This is a genomic window from Citrobacter sp. Cpo100, from assembly GCF_030332595.1.
GTDB lineage: Bacteria > Pseudomonadota > Gammaproteobacteria > Enterobacterales > Enterobacteriaceae > Citrobacter > Citrobacter portucalensis.
On the sequence record NZ_JAOWHM010000037.1, the window covers coordinates 1137321 to 1154610 of the forward strand.

Here is a 17290-nt window from a genome sequence, read left to right on the forward strand (position 1 = left end):
GCCTCATAAATGATTCGCTGCCGCAGCGTGAATCAGTTAGCGAGTCAGCGAGATTAAGCTATTCAGCAATACATCAGGCCGATCGCCTGACAAATGTGCATCAACAGGTAAATACCACCAGTTTTCATCGGCAAATGCCCGGCACTTAACCGCATCTTTTTCCGTCATGACCAGCGTTTGCCCGGCGTCTACAAACGCACTGACGTCACTGTAGGTCAGAGACTGATGGTCTGCCAGCGCAATGCTTTTTTGCACGCTGGCACCACATGCTTTCAGCGTGGCAAAAAAACGCGGTGGATGACCAATGCCCGCCATGGCGACAATATTGGACAATTGCGCCACATCACGGCGTTCACCTGTACGTAAATTAACGGCCAGCCCCGGTTCAAGTCGCATAGGGATTTCCCCTGGTTGCGCAACGCCACCGTTAACAATAGTCGCATCCACCGATTTAAGGCGACCTGCGCGTTCCCGCATTGGACCAGCGGGAAGCCACCAGCCGTTGCCAAACCGACGTTCGCCGTCAATGACTACGATTTCAACATCTCGCGCCAGACGATAGTGCTGTAGTCCATCGTCCGTCACAATAATCTGCACGTCGTGTTGGGCCAAAATGGCTTTTACCGCATCCGATCTTACCGGGGATACCGCTACCGGCACGCCGGTACGTTGGGCGATCAGCACAGGTTCATCGCCCGCTTCTGCGGTAGTAGTATCAGCGGTTAGCAACAGCGGGTAAGCAGTCGCTTTCCCGCCATAACCACGCGACACCACACCCACGCGAATCCCGCGTTGTCGCAGTTGTTCAACCAACCAAATCACCACCGGCGTTTTACCGTTTCCGCCCGCAGTAAGGTTTCCGACCACCACTACCGGGACTGGCGCGCGCCATGCGCGTTTAAGCCCCAACTTGTAGCATAAGCGGATCGCGCCACTCACCAGGCCATACAGCCAGGAGAGTGGAAGTAACAATCGCCACAGCGGCGATTCACCAGACCAGATACGTGCGATCATTGACCAAATTGCATTTTGTGTAATTGCGCATACACCCCGCGCTGCTCAATCAGCTCGCTATGGGTTCCGCGTTCGACAATCAGACCATCCTCCACCACGATGATTTCGTCGGCTTGTTCAATGGTTGAAAGACGGTGAGCAATGACCAGAGAAGTACGGTTTTTCTGTAGCTCATCCAGCGCAGACTGAATCGCGCGTTCAGATTCAGTATCAAGAGCCGATGTTGCTTCATCAAGGATCAGAATTGGGCTGTCACGCAACAAGGCACGGGCGATAGCGATACGCTGACGTTGTCCGCCGGAAAGCAGGACGCCGTTTTCACCAATCACCGTATCCAGGCCATTATCCATCTTGTTGATGAAATCCATGGCGTAGGCCATCTGTGCCGCTTTTTCGATCTGCTCACGGCTGTACATATCGGTACGCGCGTAGGCGATGTTGTTGGCAACCGTATCGTTAAACAAGTGCACATTCTGCGAAACCAACGCAACCTGATCGCGCAGTGATGCCAGGGTATATTCGCGCAGATCGTGTCCGTCCATCAGAATCTGCCCTTCATCAATATCGTAGAAGCGCGTAATCAGGCTGGCGATGGTGGATTTCCCTGAGCCCGAACGGCCGACCAGAGCAACAGTTTTACCCGCGGGAATATTCAGGTTGATGTTACGCAGAGCCGGTACTTCACGTCCCGGATAAGTGAAAGTCACGTTGCGGAACTCGAGATCGCCGGTAGCACGCTCGATCACACGTTTACCTTCATCTTTCTCCTGTTCGCTATCCAGAATCGTAAATAAGGTCTGGCATGCCGCCATACCGCGCTGGAACTGCGCGTTGACGTTGGTCAGCGATTTCAACGGACGCATTAATGCGATCATTGAGGAGAAGACAACCGTAATTGTCCCTGCTGTCAGGTTTTCCATTACGCTTGGGAAGCTAGCCGCATATAACACGAAGGCCAGTGCCAAAGACGCAATCAGTTGGATGATAGGGTCGGAGATAGAAGAAGCGGAAACCATCTTCATACCCTGCAAACGCATCTTGTTGCTGACCTTATCAAAGCGCTTGGTTTCGACTTCCTGACCACCAAAAATCAGAACTTCTTTGTGGCCTTTCAGCATCTGCTCCGCACTGGTCGTAACCTGACCCATGGTGTTTTGCATGTTTTTACTGATGCTACGAAAGCGCTTGGAAACCACACGGATTGCCACTGACACAATTGGCGCCAGTACAATCAGGATCAGTGACAGCTGCCAGCTGTAATAGAACATCATGATAAACAGGCCAATAATTGAAGCCCCTTCACGCACCACGGTGATCAGCGCGCCGGAAGACGATGACGCAACCTGTTCTGAATCATAGGTAATACGCGATAACAATGTCCCTGTAGACTGTTTATCAAAAAAGGAGACGGGCATGCCCATCATATGGCCAAACAGGCGGCGGCGCATGGTCATGACCACTTTGCCTGACACCCATGAGATACAGTAGCTGGAGACATAGCTGGTTAAGCCACGAACTATCATCAGCCCAATGACCACCAGCGGCATCCACAGCAGCACCGAGCGATCCGTTTTACCAAAACCATCATCCAGTAATGGTTTAAGGAGCGATAACATGAAGGTATCGCTGGCCGCGTTAAGGACTAACGCTATACCCGCCACGATCAGACCCGATTTAAAAGGCGCTATGGTTGGCCATAGTCGGCGAAACGTCTGCCACGTAGAGAGATCTTTATCGTTATGCATTCAAAAAACCAGCATTTGTTAGAATAGCCGCATATTCTACCCGTTATCCTCCGACACGCCAAACCACTGATGATACCAACGAGGTAAAATCTGATCCCGCATGCTGCGTATGCGCCAGTTTTTTTGATAAAAATCCAGCGTAATCTGTCCCTGATGGGGGGTATCCAGCCATTGATAATTTTGTTGCCGATAACGTTGCTTCACTTTCCAGGACGGCAGACGCCAGGCGTTGTAACGGGATGCAGAGGCGAGTGCGACCTGCCCGTCAACCCGCTGAATGAGTGCCAGTGATGATGAAGTATTGCTGCCATGATGTGGAACCTGCATCACCGTCGACTGTAGGTGCTGCCAATAGTGACTTAGCATTTTTTGTTCAGCAGGAGATTCGATATCACCGGTCAGCAGAATACTCTGATATCCGTCATCGACCTTAACCACGCAGGAGTGGTTATTCCCCTGGTCTGTATTTCCACGCACAGGCCAGTGCGCACTGAAGGTTAACCCTTGCCATTGCCAATGCTCTCCGCGAAAACACGGGAGATGACCTTTCCAGCTCAGCGGACTTCTTACCCATAGCGACGGCCAGGCTTGTTGTAAGGAGTGCAACCCGCCGCGGTGATCCATGTGCTCATGGCTTAAAATAATTCCTTCTGGCTCCAGATTATGCCAACGCAACCAGGGAATAATCAGCTGTTGTGCGCTATCGCCTTCGGGCCATGCCAGACCGGTATCGTAAAGCAGCGCTTTCCCATTTCGCGCGATCACCATCGCCAGCCCCTGCCCGACATCCAGCATATGCACTTGCCACACATCAGTACGCGGTGCACGCCAAAGCGGCCCACTCAGCAAAAGGAGCACAGAGAAACAGATCACCGGTAGCGTACGCAAGATATTTAGTCGCCATGCGATAATCATCATTCCGGGTAAAAATGCCAGCCATTGCCAGCGCTCATCAATATTGATCCACCCTTGAGGCAGACTTCTGAGCCCCCAAAATAGCAGCGCCAGAGAACGATCCGCTAGATACCACAGGCTTGATTCAACCATCACCGTCCCGGCTAAATGCACGATCATGCCTGCTAATATCAAGGGTACGGAAACAAACGTGACCAAAGGGACGGCAAACAAATTAGCCAGAAACGAGGTCAGACTAAAACCGTGAAACATTGCGATTTGCACGGGAAAAAGCAGAAGCGTAATACCCAATTGCAGATGAGCCAGCGCCAGAAATTGACGTCCAGCACGCGACAGCGGCCAGTCCGGGAGCGGTACCCATTGGTACCAGAACAGCAGTGCCGCAACGGCGGATGCAGACAACCATCGGCTTTGCGAAAGAACAGCAACAGGATCCACCACCACGATGGCTGCCAGACAGCAGATCCAGACCGACCATCCACTCCACTGCCTGCCGCTAAGTCTCAGCGCCCCCCAGACTAGCAGCGCAACAACCGTTCGTAATGCCGGGGGTTGCAGCCCCGTCAGCCAGGCATAAAATGTGGCGCAGACAATCCCACCCACTAATGGCATCTGCCAGCAAATCCACCTTGTTGGCATAAAAAATTGTCCAGCACATATCAATCCTGCGGTCAGTAATGCAGCAAACGCAATATGCAGCCCGGAGATAGCCATCAAATGAGCCGTGCCGGAATCACGCATAATCGTTTTCACCTCTTGTGACACAGACAAGCGCTCCCCCATTCCCAGACCCAGTATGACCTGCTGCCAGGGATAGTCGGTGAGTGCCGTTTTCAGCGAGGCGAGATACCGCGAACGCAAACCGCATTGTGGTGTGATTACCGAAGCCTGCAAGAATCGTCCCGTCAGCGGTTGATGCTGCGCCAATGCGTAACGCTGGCTATCAAATCCGCCTTCGTTTAATTGACCGTGTACAGCGCGGACTTTCAACGTCATCGCCCATGTCTGACCCGCACAAACATCACCGGGTAAATACTGCCCGTACAAGACGATTCCTTGCGCAGGAAAGATTCGTTTCCCCTGAAGGTGAGTGATCTGGCCGTAGTGCGTTGTCATATTGTCAGTTCCGGTTATCCGCACAATGGCTTGCTGGGTTTTCGCAGGCAGCGTATTACCGGCCCACATAGCCTCTTTCGCGGCCAGGATTCCCCAAAGAAAAAACAGCAGGGTTAGTCCGGCGGAACGCATATATTTGTAGGGGAGAAAACAGAGCAGACATGCCAGACAAAATACAATGCCGATACACAACATGCCTGGCAGCATAGGTAATAGCATGAGTGGGAGAATGCCGAGTAATGCGCAGGTACTCACCGTTGTTATTTTCATCAATCACCTCCCTGTTACAGGGAGTGTGCAGTACTCTTCGACGGTTGTCTGGCATCAATTTATCGTTATACGACCTGAGTTCCGCAGACATTTAGTGATGGTTGTAACGTACAAATTAACTGGGATGAGGATTCCAGGATAGGTGGACAGAAATGAAAAAAGCACCCATTTGGGTGCTTTTCTCGGCGTTAAGTCTCGCTAAAAACTTAACCGTAAATATTGGCGCGATCGCGCAGTTCTTTACCTGGTTTAAAGTGCGGAACGTATTTCCCTTCCAGATCCACTTTATCGCCGGTCTTCGGATTACGTCCGGTGCGTGGTGCGCGGTAATGCAAAGAGAAGCTGCCGAAACCGCGGATTTCAATACGCTCGCCCTGCGCAAGAGTCGAGGCCATATGTTCCAGCATCTCTTTAACTGCATCTTCAACCGCTTTCGCGGGAATATGAGGTTGCTGGGTTGCAAGTCTTTCAATCAATTCTGACTTGGTCATGATTCCTCCGGTTCCTTAAAGGCATAATTAGCTGCTGCATTGATTAAGGGCGGCCGTAGCCGCCCTTTGTCATTGATTACAGGACGAATCCTGTAATCTGTCAAGCTACTCGTCACCCTTTGTGCCGTTAACAGCACAAAGGATTTAGAGCACTCGATATTACTCGCCTTTAGCTGCTTTGAAAGCTTCAGCCATTGCGTTGTTAGAGAAGTTAGCATCTTCCTGTTTGTTAACAGTTGCGATTGCATCTTTCTCATCAGCTTCGTCTTTAGCACGAACAGACAGGCTGATTGCACGGTTCTTACGATCAACGCCGGTGAATTTAGCTTCAACGTCGTCGCCTACGCTCAGAACCAGAGTTGCATCTTCAACGCGGTCACGTGAAGCTTCAGAAGCGCGCAGGTAACCTTCAACGCCGTCAGCCAGTTCTACGGTTGCGCCTTTAGCGTCAACTGCAGTGACTTTACCGTTTACGATTGCGCCTTTCTTGTTCAGTGCAACCCAGTTGTTGAACGGATCTTCTGCGAGCTGTTTAACGCCCAGAGAGATACGCTCACGCTCTGCGTCAACCTGCAGAACAACTGCTGCGATTTCGTCGCCTTTTTTGTATTCACGAACTGCTTCTTCGCCTGCAACGTTCCAGGAGATGTCAGACAGGTGAACCAGGCCGTCGATGCCGCCGTCCAGGCCGATGAAGATACCGAAGTCAGTGATAGACTTGATTTTACCTTCAACACGGTCACCCTTGTTGTGGGTTTCCGCGAACTGCTGCCATGGGTTGTTTTTGCACTGCTTCAGACCCAGGGAGATACGACGACGTTCTTCGTCGATATCCAGAACCATAACTTCCACTACATCGCCAACGTTAACAACTTTGGACGGGTGGATGTTTTTGTTGGTCCAATCCATTTCGGAAACGTGAACCAGGCCTTCAACGCCTTCTTCGATTTCAACGAAGCAGCCGTAGTCGGTCAGGTTGGTCACGCGACCAGTCAGTTTGGTACCTTCCGGATAACGCTTAGCGATAGCTACCCATGGATCTTCGCCCAGCTGTTTCAGGCCCAGAGATACACGAGTACGCTCGCGGTCGAACTTCAGCACTTTAACAGTGATTTCGTCGCCAACGTTTACGATTTCGCTCGGATGCTTAACGCGTTTCCATGCCATGTCGGTGATGTGCAGCAGGCCGTCAACGCCACCCAGATCAACGAATGCACCGTAGTCAGTGAGGTTCTTAACGATACCTTTAACTTCCATGCCTTCCTGCAGGTTTTCCAGCAGTTGATCGCGTTCTGCGCTGTTTTCGGATTCGATAACGGCACGACGGGAAACAACAACGTTGTTACGCTTCTGATCCAGCTTGATTACTTTGAATTCAAGCTCTTTGCCTTCCAGGTGCAGCGTGTCGCGGACCGGACGAACGTCTACCAGGGAACCCGGCAGGAACGCGCGAATACCATTCAGCTCAACAGTGAAGCCACCCTTGACTTTGCCATTGATAACACCAGTAACGGTTGCAGCTTCTTCGTAAGCTTTTTCCAGCGTGATCCAAGCTTCGTGACGTTTAGCTTTTTCACGGGACAGCAGGGTTTCACCGAAGCCGTCTTCTACTGCATCCAGAGCAACGTCAACTTCGTCACCAACCTGGATTTCCAGCTCGCCCTGGGCGTTTTTGAACTGCTCTGCCGGAATGGCGGACTCAGATTTCAGACCAGCGTCAACCAGTACTACGTCTTTGTCGATAGCAACAACAACACCACGAACGATGGAACCCGGACGGGTTTCGATTTCTTTTAAGGATTCTTCAAACAGTTGAGCAAAAGATTCAGTCATGTTTAATCTTCAGGTTTCATATTTAACGTCCACCTGGCTCCATGCCGGATGGGGTTGTTTAACATACCCGCTGTCAATCCATTGCAACGGGGGTACTGCAAATTCGGTCGCACTTAAGCGAGAGCCAGTTTTTGGCGCGCGTATTGTAACGCTTTTTCAATCACTTGCTCAATGCTTAATCGGGTTGAATCCAAAACTAAAGCATCAGCAGCGGGAACCAGCGGCGCTACAGCACGATTACGATCGCGATAATCGCGTTCTTCGATCTCGGCCAAAAGGCGTTCAAAGTTAACACTAAAGCCCTTCTCCTGCAACTGTAGCATACGTCTATGCGCACGTTCTTGCGAGGAGGCGTCCAGAAAAATTTTCACCGGCGCATCCGGGAACACCACGGTGCCCATATCACGTCCATCAGCAATCAGACCTGGGGATTCGCGAAATGCGCGTTGACGACGTAATAACGCTTCACGCACGCGGGGAAACGCCGCAACCTGAGAGGCGGCATTCGCTACTTCCTGAGTACGTATTTCACCGCTGACATCTTCACCTTCAAGAATGACTTCCAGGTTGCCGTCTGTTGAGATAAAACGCACATCAAGGTGTGAGGCAAGCGGTACCAGAGCATCTTCAGATGTTACATCAACATGGTGATGTAACGCTGCGAGCGCCAGTACGCGGTAGATCGCGCCTGAATCTAACAGATGCCACTGCAATGCTTCCGCCATTGCCTTGCACAAGGTGCCTTTACCTGCACCACTTGGGCCATCAATGGTAATAACCGGGGCAATTGCCGTCATCTTTTTCTCCTTAAAAGGGCGTACATTAACGTGAACGCCGCGCATTATACGCGCCAACGCCAACGATCGTTATCTTTGTGTGAAAAATGCAGAATCATTGAAGCTGAGTGTAGAATAAATAGGCAATCGAAGATGTCAGAATGTGCCGCACCCGAAAGTGCGGCAATAAAATCAGGCAGATGTACTAATACGAGCCAACTGTTCGAAATAATCCGGGAAGGTTTTGGCGGTACATTTTGGGTCAAGAATGGTCACCGGCGTGTCAGACAGCGCCACCAGCGAGAAACACATCGCCATGCGGTGATCGTTGTAGGTCGCGATGTCCGCAAATTGCAATGTTGCAGGCGGGGTGATGCGGATAAAGTCATGCCCCTCTTCCACTTCCGCGCCCACTTTGCGTAACTCCGTCGCCATCGCGAACAGACGATCGGTCTCTTTGACGCGCCAGTTGTAGATATTACGTAATGTCGTGGTGCCTTTAGCGAACAGCGCCGCCGTTGCAATGGTCATCGCCGCATCAGGAATATGGTTCATATCCATATCCACTGCGTTCAACTCGCCGTGAGTACAGGCAATAAAATCGTCGCCCCATGTAATGGTTGCGCCCATTTTCTCCAGTACATCGGCAAAACGAATATCACCCTGCATGCTGTTGCGGCCAATCCCGGTAACTTTTACCGTACCGCCTTTAATAGCACCTGCCGCGAGGAAATAGGAAGCGGAAGAAGCATCACCTTCAACCAGATATGCACCCGGTGACTGATACTGCTGCTGCCCCTTCACGACAAAGCGCTGGTAGTTTTGATTTTCAATTTCAACACCAAACGTTTTCATCAGGTTCAGTGTGATATCAATGTAAGGTTTGGATACCAGGTCACCTTTAATTGCGATCGTCGTATCCTGCGGCGCCAGCGGCGCAGTCATCAGCAACGCAGTGAGGAACTGGCTGGAAACGCTACCGTCTACCTCAACCTGGCCTCCGGTAAAGCCACCGCGCAGACGTAAAGGTGGATAGTTTTCCTGCTCCAGATAGTCAATTTTGGCTCCGCCCTGGCGCAGCGCATCAACCAGATGGCCAATCGGGCGCTCTTTCATGCGCGGTTCGCCCGTCAGCACGATGTCATTGCTGCCCAGACATAGCGCTGCGGCCAGCGGGCGCATTGCGGTTCCGGCGTTGCCAAGGAACAGCTCAACTGCACCTTCTGCGTGCAACACACCGCCATTGCCAACTATCTCGCAGCGGGTACGATCGGCAGAAAGGGTATAGCTAATCCCTAACGCATTCAGAGCATTGAGCATATGGCGAACATCATCGCTGTCCAGCAGATTGGTCAGGACAGTGGTGCCATTGGCTAATGCAGCCAGCAGCAAAGCGCGGTTAGAAACACTTTTGGATCCAGGCAGATTGATGGTGCCATCCACCCGCGCAATGGGTTGTAACGTCAGGGATTCCATGAAACTCGACTCTCAAAAACAGACATAAAAACCCCACAGACGGGCTGTGGGGATGAAAAGTACAGCAGATTAGCCGCGGCGGCGTTCGAAATCGACCATGAAATCGGTCAGTGCTTTAACACCTTCAAGCGGCATGGCATTGTAGATGGACGCACGCATACCGCCGACTACACGATGCCCTTTCAGCGCGTGCAGGCCCGCAGCAAAAGACTCTTCCAGGAACAGTTTATCCAATGCGCTGTCAGCCAACTGGAACGGTACGTTCATGCGTGAACGGTTGGATTTCGCCACATCGTTACGGTAGAAATCGCTGTTATCGATTACGCCGTAGAGCAATTCCGCTTTTTGCTGGTTAATTTTATCCATCGCATTAACACCGCCCTGCTTTTTCAGCCATTTAAAGACCAGGCCAGACAGATACCAGGCAAAGGTTGGCGGCGTATTGAACATGGAATCGTTGTCATTCAGCACGGTATAGTCGAGGATTGACGGGCATGAGACATGAGCTTTACCCAGCAAATCTTCACGGACGATGACAATCGTCAGACCGGCCGGGCCGATATTTTTCTGTGCCCCGGCATAAATTACGCCATAACGGTTAACGTCAAGCGGTGCGGAAAGAATGGTAGAGGACAGATCCGCCGTGACCACAACGTTGCTGGCAAAATTCGGCGTTTCATCGATCGCAATGCCATCGATGGTTTCGTTCGGGCAATAGTGCAGGTATGCCGCGTTATCAGAAAGTTGCCATTCACTCATCGGCTTAACAGCACGCAGGCCGTCCACGGTGACTTTGGCATCAATAACGTTTGGCGTGCAGTATTTTTTCGCTTCTTTAATTGCGCTGGCGGCCCAATAACCGGCATCGACGTAATCCGCGGTGGTTTTATCGCCCAGAATATTTAACGGGATACCCGCGAACTGCCCGCGACCACCGCCATGGCAGAACAACACTTTATAGTTGGAGGGGATGCTGAGAAGATCGCGAAAATCCTGCTCCGCTTCCTCTGCGACCTGGATGAATTCTTTGCCACGGTGGCTAATTTCCATCACTGACGTGCCAAGACCGTTCCAGTCACAAAGATCCTGTTGAGCCAGTTTAAGTACTTCTGCCGGTAACATTGCCGGACCTGAACTAAAATTGAAGACCTGAGCCATTTCCCCTCACCACGTTGTGTTGTTGTCCAATCAACATCCTGTCATTGACGATAATCCGGTGACAGACATTGGTATAAGTTATTCCTGTGGATATCGGTTTTATCATTCAGTGACACGCGCCGCAATGGGTAAAACTGGCAAGGGTAAAAATGTGTCATCGGTCACACAACAGAATCTATCGGATTGACGGGTAAAAACCGAGATTTTTGCTGTCAGGTAACCCGTTTTGCCCGGCTGGCCTTCGACCATTCTGGATTTGCACAGCGCGGACATAATTGATGATCTCCGGCCTTCATTTGCACCACTTCACTACACCGTACGCATGCATAGTCGCCTGTTTCAGGTACCACCTTAAATCGCTGCGTACAATGTTTAGGCAGAATGCTAAGACCCGGTTTTACGTCTTCATCGGCAAAGAAGTAAACGCTGATCTGCCCATTCGTCTCCAGAATAGCCAGTTTCACTTGTCCCAATTGCTCCACGCCGTTCAAACGCAGTTCCATAAAGAATTCAAATTCCGTCATATTGGCGCTATTGAGCTTTGACCATGCCAGCTCGCCGTCTTCAATGATCACGACGGGTTTGCCCTCCAGAAGGTCCTCCATTTTTTCACTATGCGCCATTAGCCACATTACCAGCCGATACAGCACAGCAAGAGTAATAAAGACCACCAGCACCGGCAGCATCGGAACATCGTCATAAAACGCCACGTCTCCCGCGGCGGAACCCAGCGTAAGGATGATAAGGACTTCAAAAAGCGACATCTGGCGTACGCCACGACGTCCGGTGATTTTTAAAAACAGAAAAACCAATATAAAGGTGTAAAGGCTGCGTAGCGCAACTTCCCCCAGAAAATCCATGGGCACCTTATCAAGCGCCATACGGTGTAAATCGAAAGCTTTCATTAATATGCTCTAAACGTGATTGGCTGTAAGAAAGCATAGCCAATGCTTTTATTTACGCATGGGCTCCGGCGGCGATAGCGCCGTTCATTGAAAACCCGTATCATTGCGCGCTTTCCGTACGACAAAAGTGATTTTCATGACGCAAACATTTATTCCCGGCAAAGATGCCGCTCTGGAAGACTCCATCGCTCGCTTCCAGCAAAAATTACTCGACCTTGGTTTTCAAATTGAAGAAGCTTCGTGGTTGAATCCCGTCCCTAACGTCTGGTCTGTACATATTCGCGACAAAGAATGCGCGCTGTGCTTCACCAACGGTAAAGGTGCGACAAAAAAAGCGGCGCTGGCTTCTGCGCTGGGTGAATACTTTGAGCGTCTGTCGACTAACTACTTCTTTGCAGATTTCTGGCTGGGCGAAACTATCGCCAATGGCCCGTTCGTGCATTATCCGAACGAAAAATGGTTCCCGCTGACTGAAGACGACGATGTTCCAGAAGGTTTACTGGATGCACGTCTGCGTGCGTTTTACGATCCAGATAACGAACTGGCCGGCAGCATGCTTATCGATCTACAGTCTGGTAGTGAAGAGCGTGGCGTCTGTGGCCTGCCGTTTACCCGCCAGTCTGATAACCAGACCGTCTACATTCCGATGAATATTATCGGCAACCTGTATGTTTCTAACGGCATGTCTGCGGGTAACACACCTAACGAAGCTCGCGTTCAGGGCCTGTCTGAAGTCTTTGAGCGCCATGTGAAGAACCGTATTATCGCCGAAAGCATCAGCCTGCCGGAAATCCCGGCCGAGGTGATGGCGCGCTATCCGGCAGTGGTGGAGTCCATCGCCACACTGGAAGCGGAAGGTTTCCCAATTTTTGCCTACGATGGCTCGCTGGGCGGCAAGTATCCGGTGATTTGCGTTGTCCTGTTCAACCCGGCCAACGGTACCTGCTTTGCCTCCTTCGGCGCACACCCGGATTTCGGCGTTGCGCTGGAGCGTACCGTGACTGAACTGCTGCAGGGCCGTGGTCTGAAGGATCTTGATGTCTTCACCCCACCGACCTTCGACGATGAGGAAGTGGCAGAACATACCAACCTTGAAACTCACTTCATCGATTCCAGCGGTCTGATCTCCTGGGATCTGTTCAAGCAGGATGCCGACTATCCGTTCGTTGACTGGAATTTCTCCGGCACCACGGAAGAAGAGTTCGCCACCCTGATGGCCATCTTCAATGCTGAAGATAAAGAAGTGTATATCGCTGACTATGAGCACCTGGGCGTTTACGCGTGCCGCATTATTGTTCCGGGAATGTCTGACATCTATCCGGCAGAAGACCTGTGGTTAGCCAACAACGCTATGGGCACCCATCTGCGTGACACCATTCTCTCTCTGCCAGGCAGTGAGTGGGATAAAGAAGACTACCTCAATCTGATTGAACAGTTGGATGAAGAAGGTTTTGACGACTTCACCCGCGTGCGCGAGCTACTCGGTCTGGCGACCGGTGCGGATAACGGTTGGTACACCCTGCGTATTGGCGAGCTTAAAGTTATGCTGGCGCTGGCCGGTGGCGATCTGGAGCAGGCCCTGGTGTGGACCGAATGGACGATGGAATTTAACGCCTCCGTCTTTAGCGCGGAACGTGCAAACTACTATCGCTGCCTGCAAACATTGTTGCTACTGTCTCAGGAAGAAGACCGTCAGCCGCTGCAGTATCTGAACGCATTCGTCCGCATGTACGGCGCTGAGGCGGTTGAAGCGGCAAGTGCGGCACTGAGTGGTGAAGCGCCGTTTTATGGACTTCAGCCAGTAGACAGCGATCTGCACGCATTCCCGGCACATCAGTCTCTGCTGAAAGCCTATGAGAAATTGCAACGCGCGAAAGCGGCACACTGGTCAAAATAGTGACAAACAACTTGCCTCGAGTAGGCTAAATGTATTGTCTGAGCTATATTACGGGGCGCTTAAAGCGCCCCGTTTTTTATTTTGGTCAGACCAAAAAATAAATGTAAAAGCAAGGTTAAATATTAGTAGTTGATATTAAAAAAATTAGCTTATTAATGTGGTTTTTTATCTCAATTACTCCATTTTAATTAACCATCCCATAGGAGGCTGAAAGAAAAAATTCAACTCACTTTATAATTTTTAAAATTTATTTTTATATGGATAATCAACATGTTACACCGTAATCGCATAAAAACCATGCGTCTTACGGGCCTATAAGCCAGGCGAGATATGATCTATATCAAATTCTCATCTATAATGCTTTGTTAGTATCTCGTCGCCGACTTAATAAAGAGAGAGTTAGTGTGAAAGCTGACAACCCTTTTGATCTTATTCTACCTGCTGCAATGGCCAAAGTTGCCGAAGAAGCAGGCGTCTATAAAGCAACGAAACATCCGCTTAAGACGTTCTATCTGGCAATTACTGCCGGTGTATTCATTTCAATTGCCTTTGTTTTCTATATCACCGCCACAACCGGCACTGGTACTATGCCTTTCGGCATGGCGAAATTAGTAGGTGGTATCTGCTTTTCCCTGGGGCTGATCCTTTGTGTTGTCTGCGGTGCAGACCTCTTCACTTCAACCGTACTGATCGTCGTTGCTAAAGCCAGTGGTCGTATTACCTGGGGTCAGTTAGCGAAAAACTGGCTTAACGTTTATGTCGGCAACCTGATTGGCGCCCTGATCTTTGTGTTACTCATGTGGCTTTCTGGCGAGTATATGACCGCCAACGGCGCATGGGGGCTCAACGTTCTGCAAACAGCCGACCACAAAGTGCACCATACTTTTGTTGAGGCAGTGAGCCTTGGTATCCTGGCTAACCTGATGGTGTGTCTGGCCGTATGGATGAGCTACTCAGGCCGCAGCCTGATGGACAAAGCGTTTATCATGGTATTACCGGTCGCAATGTTTGTTGCCAGCGGTTTTGAGCACAGTATCGCAAACATGTTTATGATCCCTATGGGTATTGTAATACGCGATTTCGCCACCCCGGAATTCTGGACCGCAGTTGGGTCTTCTCCGGAGAATTTTTCTCACCTGACCGTGATGAATTTCATCACCGATAACCTGATTCCGGTTACGATCGGTAACATTATCGGCGGCGGTTTGTTGGTCGGGTTGACATACTGGGTCATTTATCTGCGTGGTAACGATCATCATTAATCTGTTGATGCCCATTACACGCAGTAAATAAAAAATCCACTTAAGAAGGTAGGTGTTACATGTCCGAGCTTAATGAAAAGTTAGCCACAGCCTGGGAAGGTTTTACCAAAGGTGATTGGCAGAATGAAGTAAACGTACGTGACTTCATTCAGAAAAACTACACTCCGTATGAGGGTGACGAGTCCTTCCTGGCTGGCGCAACTGATGCGACCACTGCACTGTGGGACAGCGTTATGGAAGGCGTTAAACAGGAAAACCGCACTCACGCGCCTGTTGACTTTGACACCTCCGTTGCTTCTACCATCACTTCTCACGACGCTGGCTACATCAACAAAGCGCTCGAGAAGATTGTTGGTCTGCAGACTGAAGCTCCGCTGAAACGTGCGATCATTCCGTTTGGCGGCATCAAAATGGTTGAAGGTTCCTGCAAAGCGTACAATCGCGAACTGGACCCGATGCTGAAAAAAATCTTCACCGAATACCGCAAAACTCACAACCAGGGCGTATTCGATGTTTACACCAAAGACATTCTGAACTGCCGTAAATCCGGTGTTCTGACTGGTCTGCCAGATGCGTATGGCCGTGGCCGTATCATCGGTGACTACCGTCGCGTTGCGCTGTACGGTATCGACTACCTGATGAAAGACAAATACGCTCAGTTCGTCTCTCTGCAGTCCGATCTGGAAAACGGCGTAAACCTGGAAGCAACTATCCGTCTGCGTGAAGAAATCGCTGAACAGCATCGCGCTCTGGGTCAGATCAAAGAAATGGCTGCTAAATATGGCTGCGATATCTCTGGTCCGGCTACCAACGCTCAGGAAGCTATCCAGTGGACTTACTTCGGCTACCTGGCCGCAGTTAAATCTCAGAACGGTGCAGCAATGTCCTTCGGTCGCGTATCCACCTTCCTGGATGCTTACATCGAACGTGACCTGAAAGCAGGCAAAATCACCGAGCAAGACGCACAGGAAATGATCGACCACCTGGTCATGAAACTGCGTATGGTTCGCTTCCTGCGTACTCCTGAATATGATGAACTGTTCTCCGGTGACCCGATTTGGGCAACTGAATCAATCGGTGGTATGGGCGTTGATGGCCGTACTCTGGTTACCAAAAACAGCTTCCGCTTCCTGAACACCCTGTACACCATGGGTCCTTCTCCGGAGCCGAACATCACTGTTCTGTGGTCTGAAAAACTGCCTCTGAACTTCAAGAAATTCGCCGCTAAAGTGTCCATCGACACCTCTTCTCTGCAGTACGAGAACGATGACCTGATGCGTCCGGACTTCAACAACGATGACTACGCTATCGCTTGCTGCGTAAGCCCGATGGTTGTTGGTAAACAAATGCAGTTCTTCGGTGCGCGTGCAAACCTGGCGAAAACCATGCTGTACGCAATCAACGGTGGCGTTGATGAAAAACTGAAAATGCAGGTTGGTCCTAAATCTGAACCGATCAAAGGCGACGTTCTGAACTTCGACGAAGTTATGGACCGCATGGATCACTTCATGGATTGGCTGGCTAAACAGTACGTCACCGCGCTGAACGTTATCCACTACATGCACGACAAGTACAGCTACGAAGCCTCTCTGATGGCGCTGCACGACCGTGACGTTATCCGCACCATGGCGTGTGGTATCGCTGGTCTGTCCGTTGCTGCTGACTCCCTGTCTGCAATCAAATATGCGAAAGTTAAACCGATTCGTGACGAAGACGGTCTGGCTATCGACTTCGAAATCGAAGGCGAATACCCGCAGTTTGGTAACAACGACTCTCGCGTTGATGACATGGCGGTTGACCTGGTAGAACGTTTCATGAAGAAAATTCAGAAACTGACTACTTATCGTAACGCTATCCCGACTCAGTCTGTTCTGACCATCACCTCTAACGTGGTTTATGGTAAGAAAACTGGTAACACCCCAGATGGTCGTCGTGCTGGCGCGCCGTTCGGACCGGGTGCTAACCCAATGCACGGTCGTGACCAGAAAGGTGCTGTTGCCTCTCTGACCTCCGTTGCTAAACTGCCGTTTGCTTACGCTAAAGATGGTATTTCTTACACCTTCTCTATCGTTCCGAACGCTCTGGGTAAAGACGACGAAGTTCGTAAGACCAACCTGGCTGGTCTGATGGATGGTTACTTCCACCACGAAGCGTCCATCGAAGGTGGTCAGCACCTGAACGTGAACGTCATGAACCGCGAAATGCTGCTGGATGCGATGGAACATCCGGAAAAATATCCGCAGCTGACCATCCGCGTTTCTGGCTACGCAGTACGTTTTAACTCCCTGACTAAAGAACAGCAGCAGGACGTTATTACTCGTACCTTCACTCAGACCATGTAATTGGTTTTGACTGAAATCGTACTTTAAAAAGCGTACAATAAAGGCTCCACGTAAGTGGGGCCTTTTTAATAGCCTGCTTTGTCAGCTATC

General features: G+C 50.6%; 12 protein-coding genes. 3 read left to right on the forward strand and 9 right to left on the reverse strand.

Translation table 11 applies throughout. The features are described from left to right. Positions 1–36: 36 nt before the first annotated feature. From lpxK to OGX96_RS21230, 9 genes are all read right to left on the reverse strand, one after another. Complete coding sequence (gene lpxK, locus OGX96_RS21190) at positions 37–1014, reverse strand: tetraacyldisaccharide 4'-kinase (protein WP_032942888.1); 978 nt, start codon at positions 1012–1014, stop codon at positions 37–39. Further along, entirely contained in the window at positions 1011–2759 is a 1749-nt protein-coding gene (gene msbA, locus OGX96_RS21195) for a lipid A ABC transporter ATP-binding protein/permease MsbA (RefSeq protein WP_048214571.1), read from the reverse strand. Before msbA ends, lpxK begins: the two co-directional genes overlap by 4 nt. A 36-nt stretch (positions 2760–2795) precedes the next feature. Then, complete coding sequence (locus OGX96_RS21200) at positions 2796–5060, reverse strand: ComEC family protein (protein ID WP_286584167.1); 2265 nt, start codon at positions 5058–5060, stop codon at positions 2796–2798. Positions 5061–5266: 206 nt separating this feature from the next. Then, the gene (gene ihfB / locus OGX96_RS21205; RefSeq protein ID WP_003035780.1) at positions 5267–5551 is read right to left on the reverse strand and encodes an integration host factor subunit beta; all 285 of its coding nucleotides are present in this window, start codon (positions 5549–5551) and stop codon (positions 5267–5269) included. A 159-nt stretch (positions 5552–5710) separates the two neighbouring features. Further along, positions 5711–7384, reverse strand: a complete 1674-nt coding sequence (rpsA, locus tag OGX96_RS21210) for a 30S ribosomal protein S1 (protein ID WP_003035776.1) — start codon at positions 7382–7384, stop codon at positions 5711–5713. 113 nt (positions 7385–7497) lie between these two features. Further along, the gene (gene cmk / locus OGX96_RS21215) at positions 7498–8181 is read right to left on the reverse strand and encodes a (d)CMP kinase (RefSeq protein WP_003831921.1); all 684 of its coding nucleotides are present in this window, start codon (positions 8179–8181) and stop codon (positions 7498–7500) included. A 171-nt stretch (positions 8182–8352) separates the two neighbouring features. Next, positions 8353–9636, reverse strand: a complete 1284-nt coding sequence (gene aroA / locus OGX96_RS21220) for a 3-phosphoshikimate 1-carboxyvinyltransferase (RefSeq protein ID WP_003831919.1) — start codon at positions 9634–9636, stop codon at positions 8353–8355. A gap of 69 nt (positions 9637–9705) precedes the next feature. Then, positions 9706–10794 carry a 3-phosphoserine/phosphohydroxythreonine transaminase gene (gene serC / locus OGX96_RS21225; protein ID WP_208744486.1) on the reverse strand — a complete coding sequence of 363 codons (1089 nt, stop codon included), beginning with the start codon at positions 10792–10794 and terminating at the stop codon, positions 9706–9708. Positions 10795–11006: 212 nt separating this feature from the next. Further along, positions 11007–11699 carry a DUF421 domain-containing protein gene (locus OGX96_RS21230; protein WP_100272702.1) on the reverse strand — a complete coding sequence of 231 codons (693 nt, stop codon included), beginning with the start codon at positions 11697–11699 and terminating at the stop codon, positions 11007–11009. A 136-nt stretch (positions 11700–11835) separates the two neighbouring features. Between OGX96_RS21230 and ycaO the strand changes: the two genes are divergently transcribed. The 3 genes from ycaO to pflB all read left to right on the forward strand — a co-directional run bounded on the left by ycaO (position 11836) and on the right by pflB (position 17200). Continuing rightward, positions 11836–13596, forward strand: a complete 1761-nt coding sequence (gene ycaO / locus OGX96_RS21235; protein WP_286584168.1) for a 30S ribosomal protein S12 methylthiotransferase accessory factor YcaO — start codon at positions 11836–11838, stop codon at positions 13594–13596. A 404-nt stretch (positions 13597–14000) separates the two neighbouring features. Then, positions 14001–14858 carry a formate transporter FocA gene (gene focA / locus OGX96_RS21240; RefSeq protein ID WP_003831909.1) on the forward strand — a complete coding sequence of 286 codons (858 nt, stop codon included), beginning with the start codon at positions 14001–14003 and terminating at the stop codon, positions 14856–14858. Between the two features lie 59 nt (positions 14859–14917). Then, positions 14918–17200, forward strand: a complete 2283-nt coding sequence (gene pflB, locus OGX96_RS21245) for a formate C-acetyltransferase (protein ID WP_003035753.1) — start codon at positions 14918–14920, stop codon at positions 17198–17200. Positions 17201–17290: the final 90 nt, after the last annotated feature.

Bases quoted from the DNA above. Each gene is read 5' to 3' on its own strand.
- serC (WP_208744486.1), bottom strand. From the start codon at position 10,794: ATGGCTCAGGTCTTCAATTTTAGTTCAGGTCCGGCAATGTTACCGGCA.
- ihfB (WP_003035780.1), bottom strand. From the start codon at position 5,551: ATGACCAAGTCAGAATTGATTGAAAGACTTGCAACCCAGCAACCTCAT.
- OGX96_RS21200 (WP_286584167.1), bottom strand. From the start codon at position 5,060: ATGAAAATAACAACGGTGAGTACCTGCGCATTACTCGGCATTCTCCCA.
- aroA (WP_003831919.1), bottom strand. From the start codon at position 9,636: ATGGAATCCCTGACGTTACAACCCATTGCGCGGGTGGATGGCACCATC.
- ycaO (WP_286584168.1), top strand. From the start codon at position 11,836: ATGACGCAAACATTTATTCCCGGCAAAGATGCCGCTCTGGAAGACTCC.
- OGX96_RS21230 (WP_100272702.1), bottom strand. From the start codon at position 11,699: ATGAAAGCTTTCGATTTACACCGTATGGCGCTTGATAAGGTGCCCATG.
- rpsA (WP_003035776.1), bottom strand. From the start codon at position 7,384: ATGACTGAATCTTTTGCTCAACTGTTTGAAGAATCCTTAAAAGAAATC.
- lpxK (WP_032942888.1), bottom strand. From the start codon at position 1,014: ATGATCGCACGTATCTGGTCTGGTGAATCGCCGCTGTGGCGATTGTTA.
- pflB (WP_003035753.1), top strand. From the start codon at position 14,918: ATGTCCGAGCTTAATGAAAAGTTAGCCACAGCCTGGGAAGGTTTTACC.
- msbA (WP_048214571.1), bottom strand. From the start codon at position 2,759: ATGCATAACGATAAAGATCTCTCTACGTGGCAGACGTTTCGCCGACTA.
- cmk (WP_003831921.1), bottom strand. From the start codon at position 8,181: ATGACGGCAATTGCCCCGGTTATTACCATTGATGGCCCAAGTGGTGCA.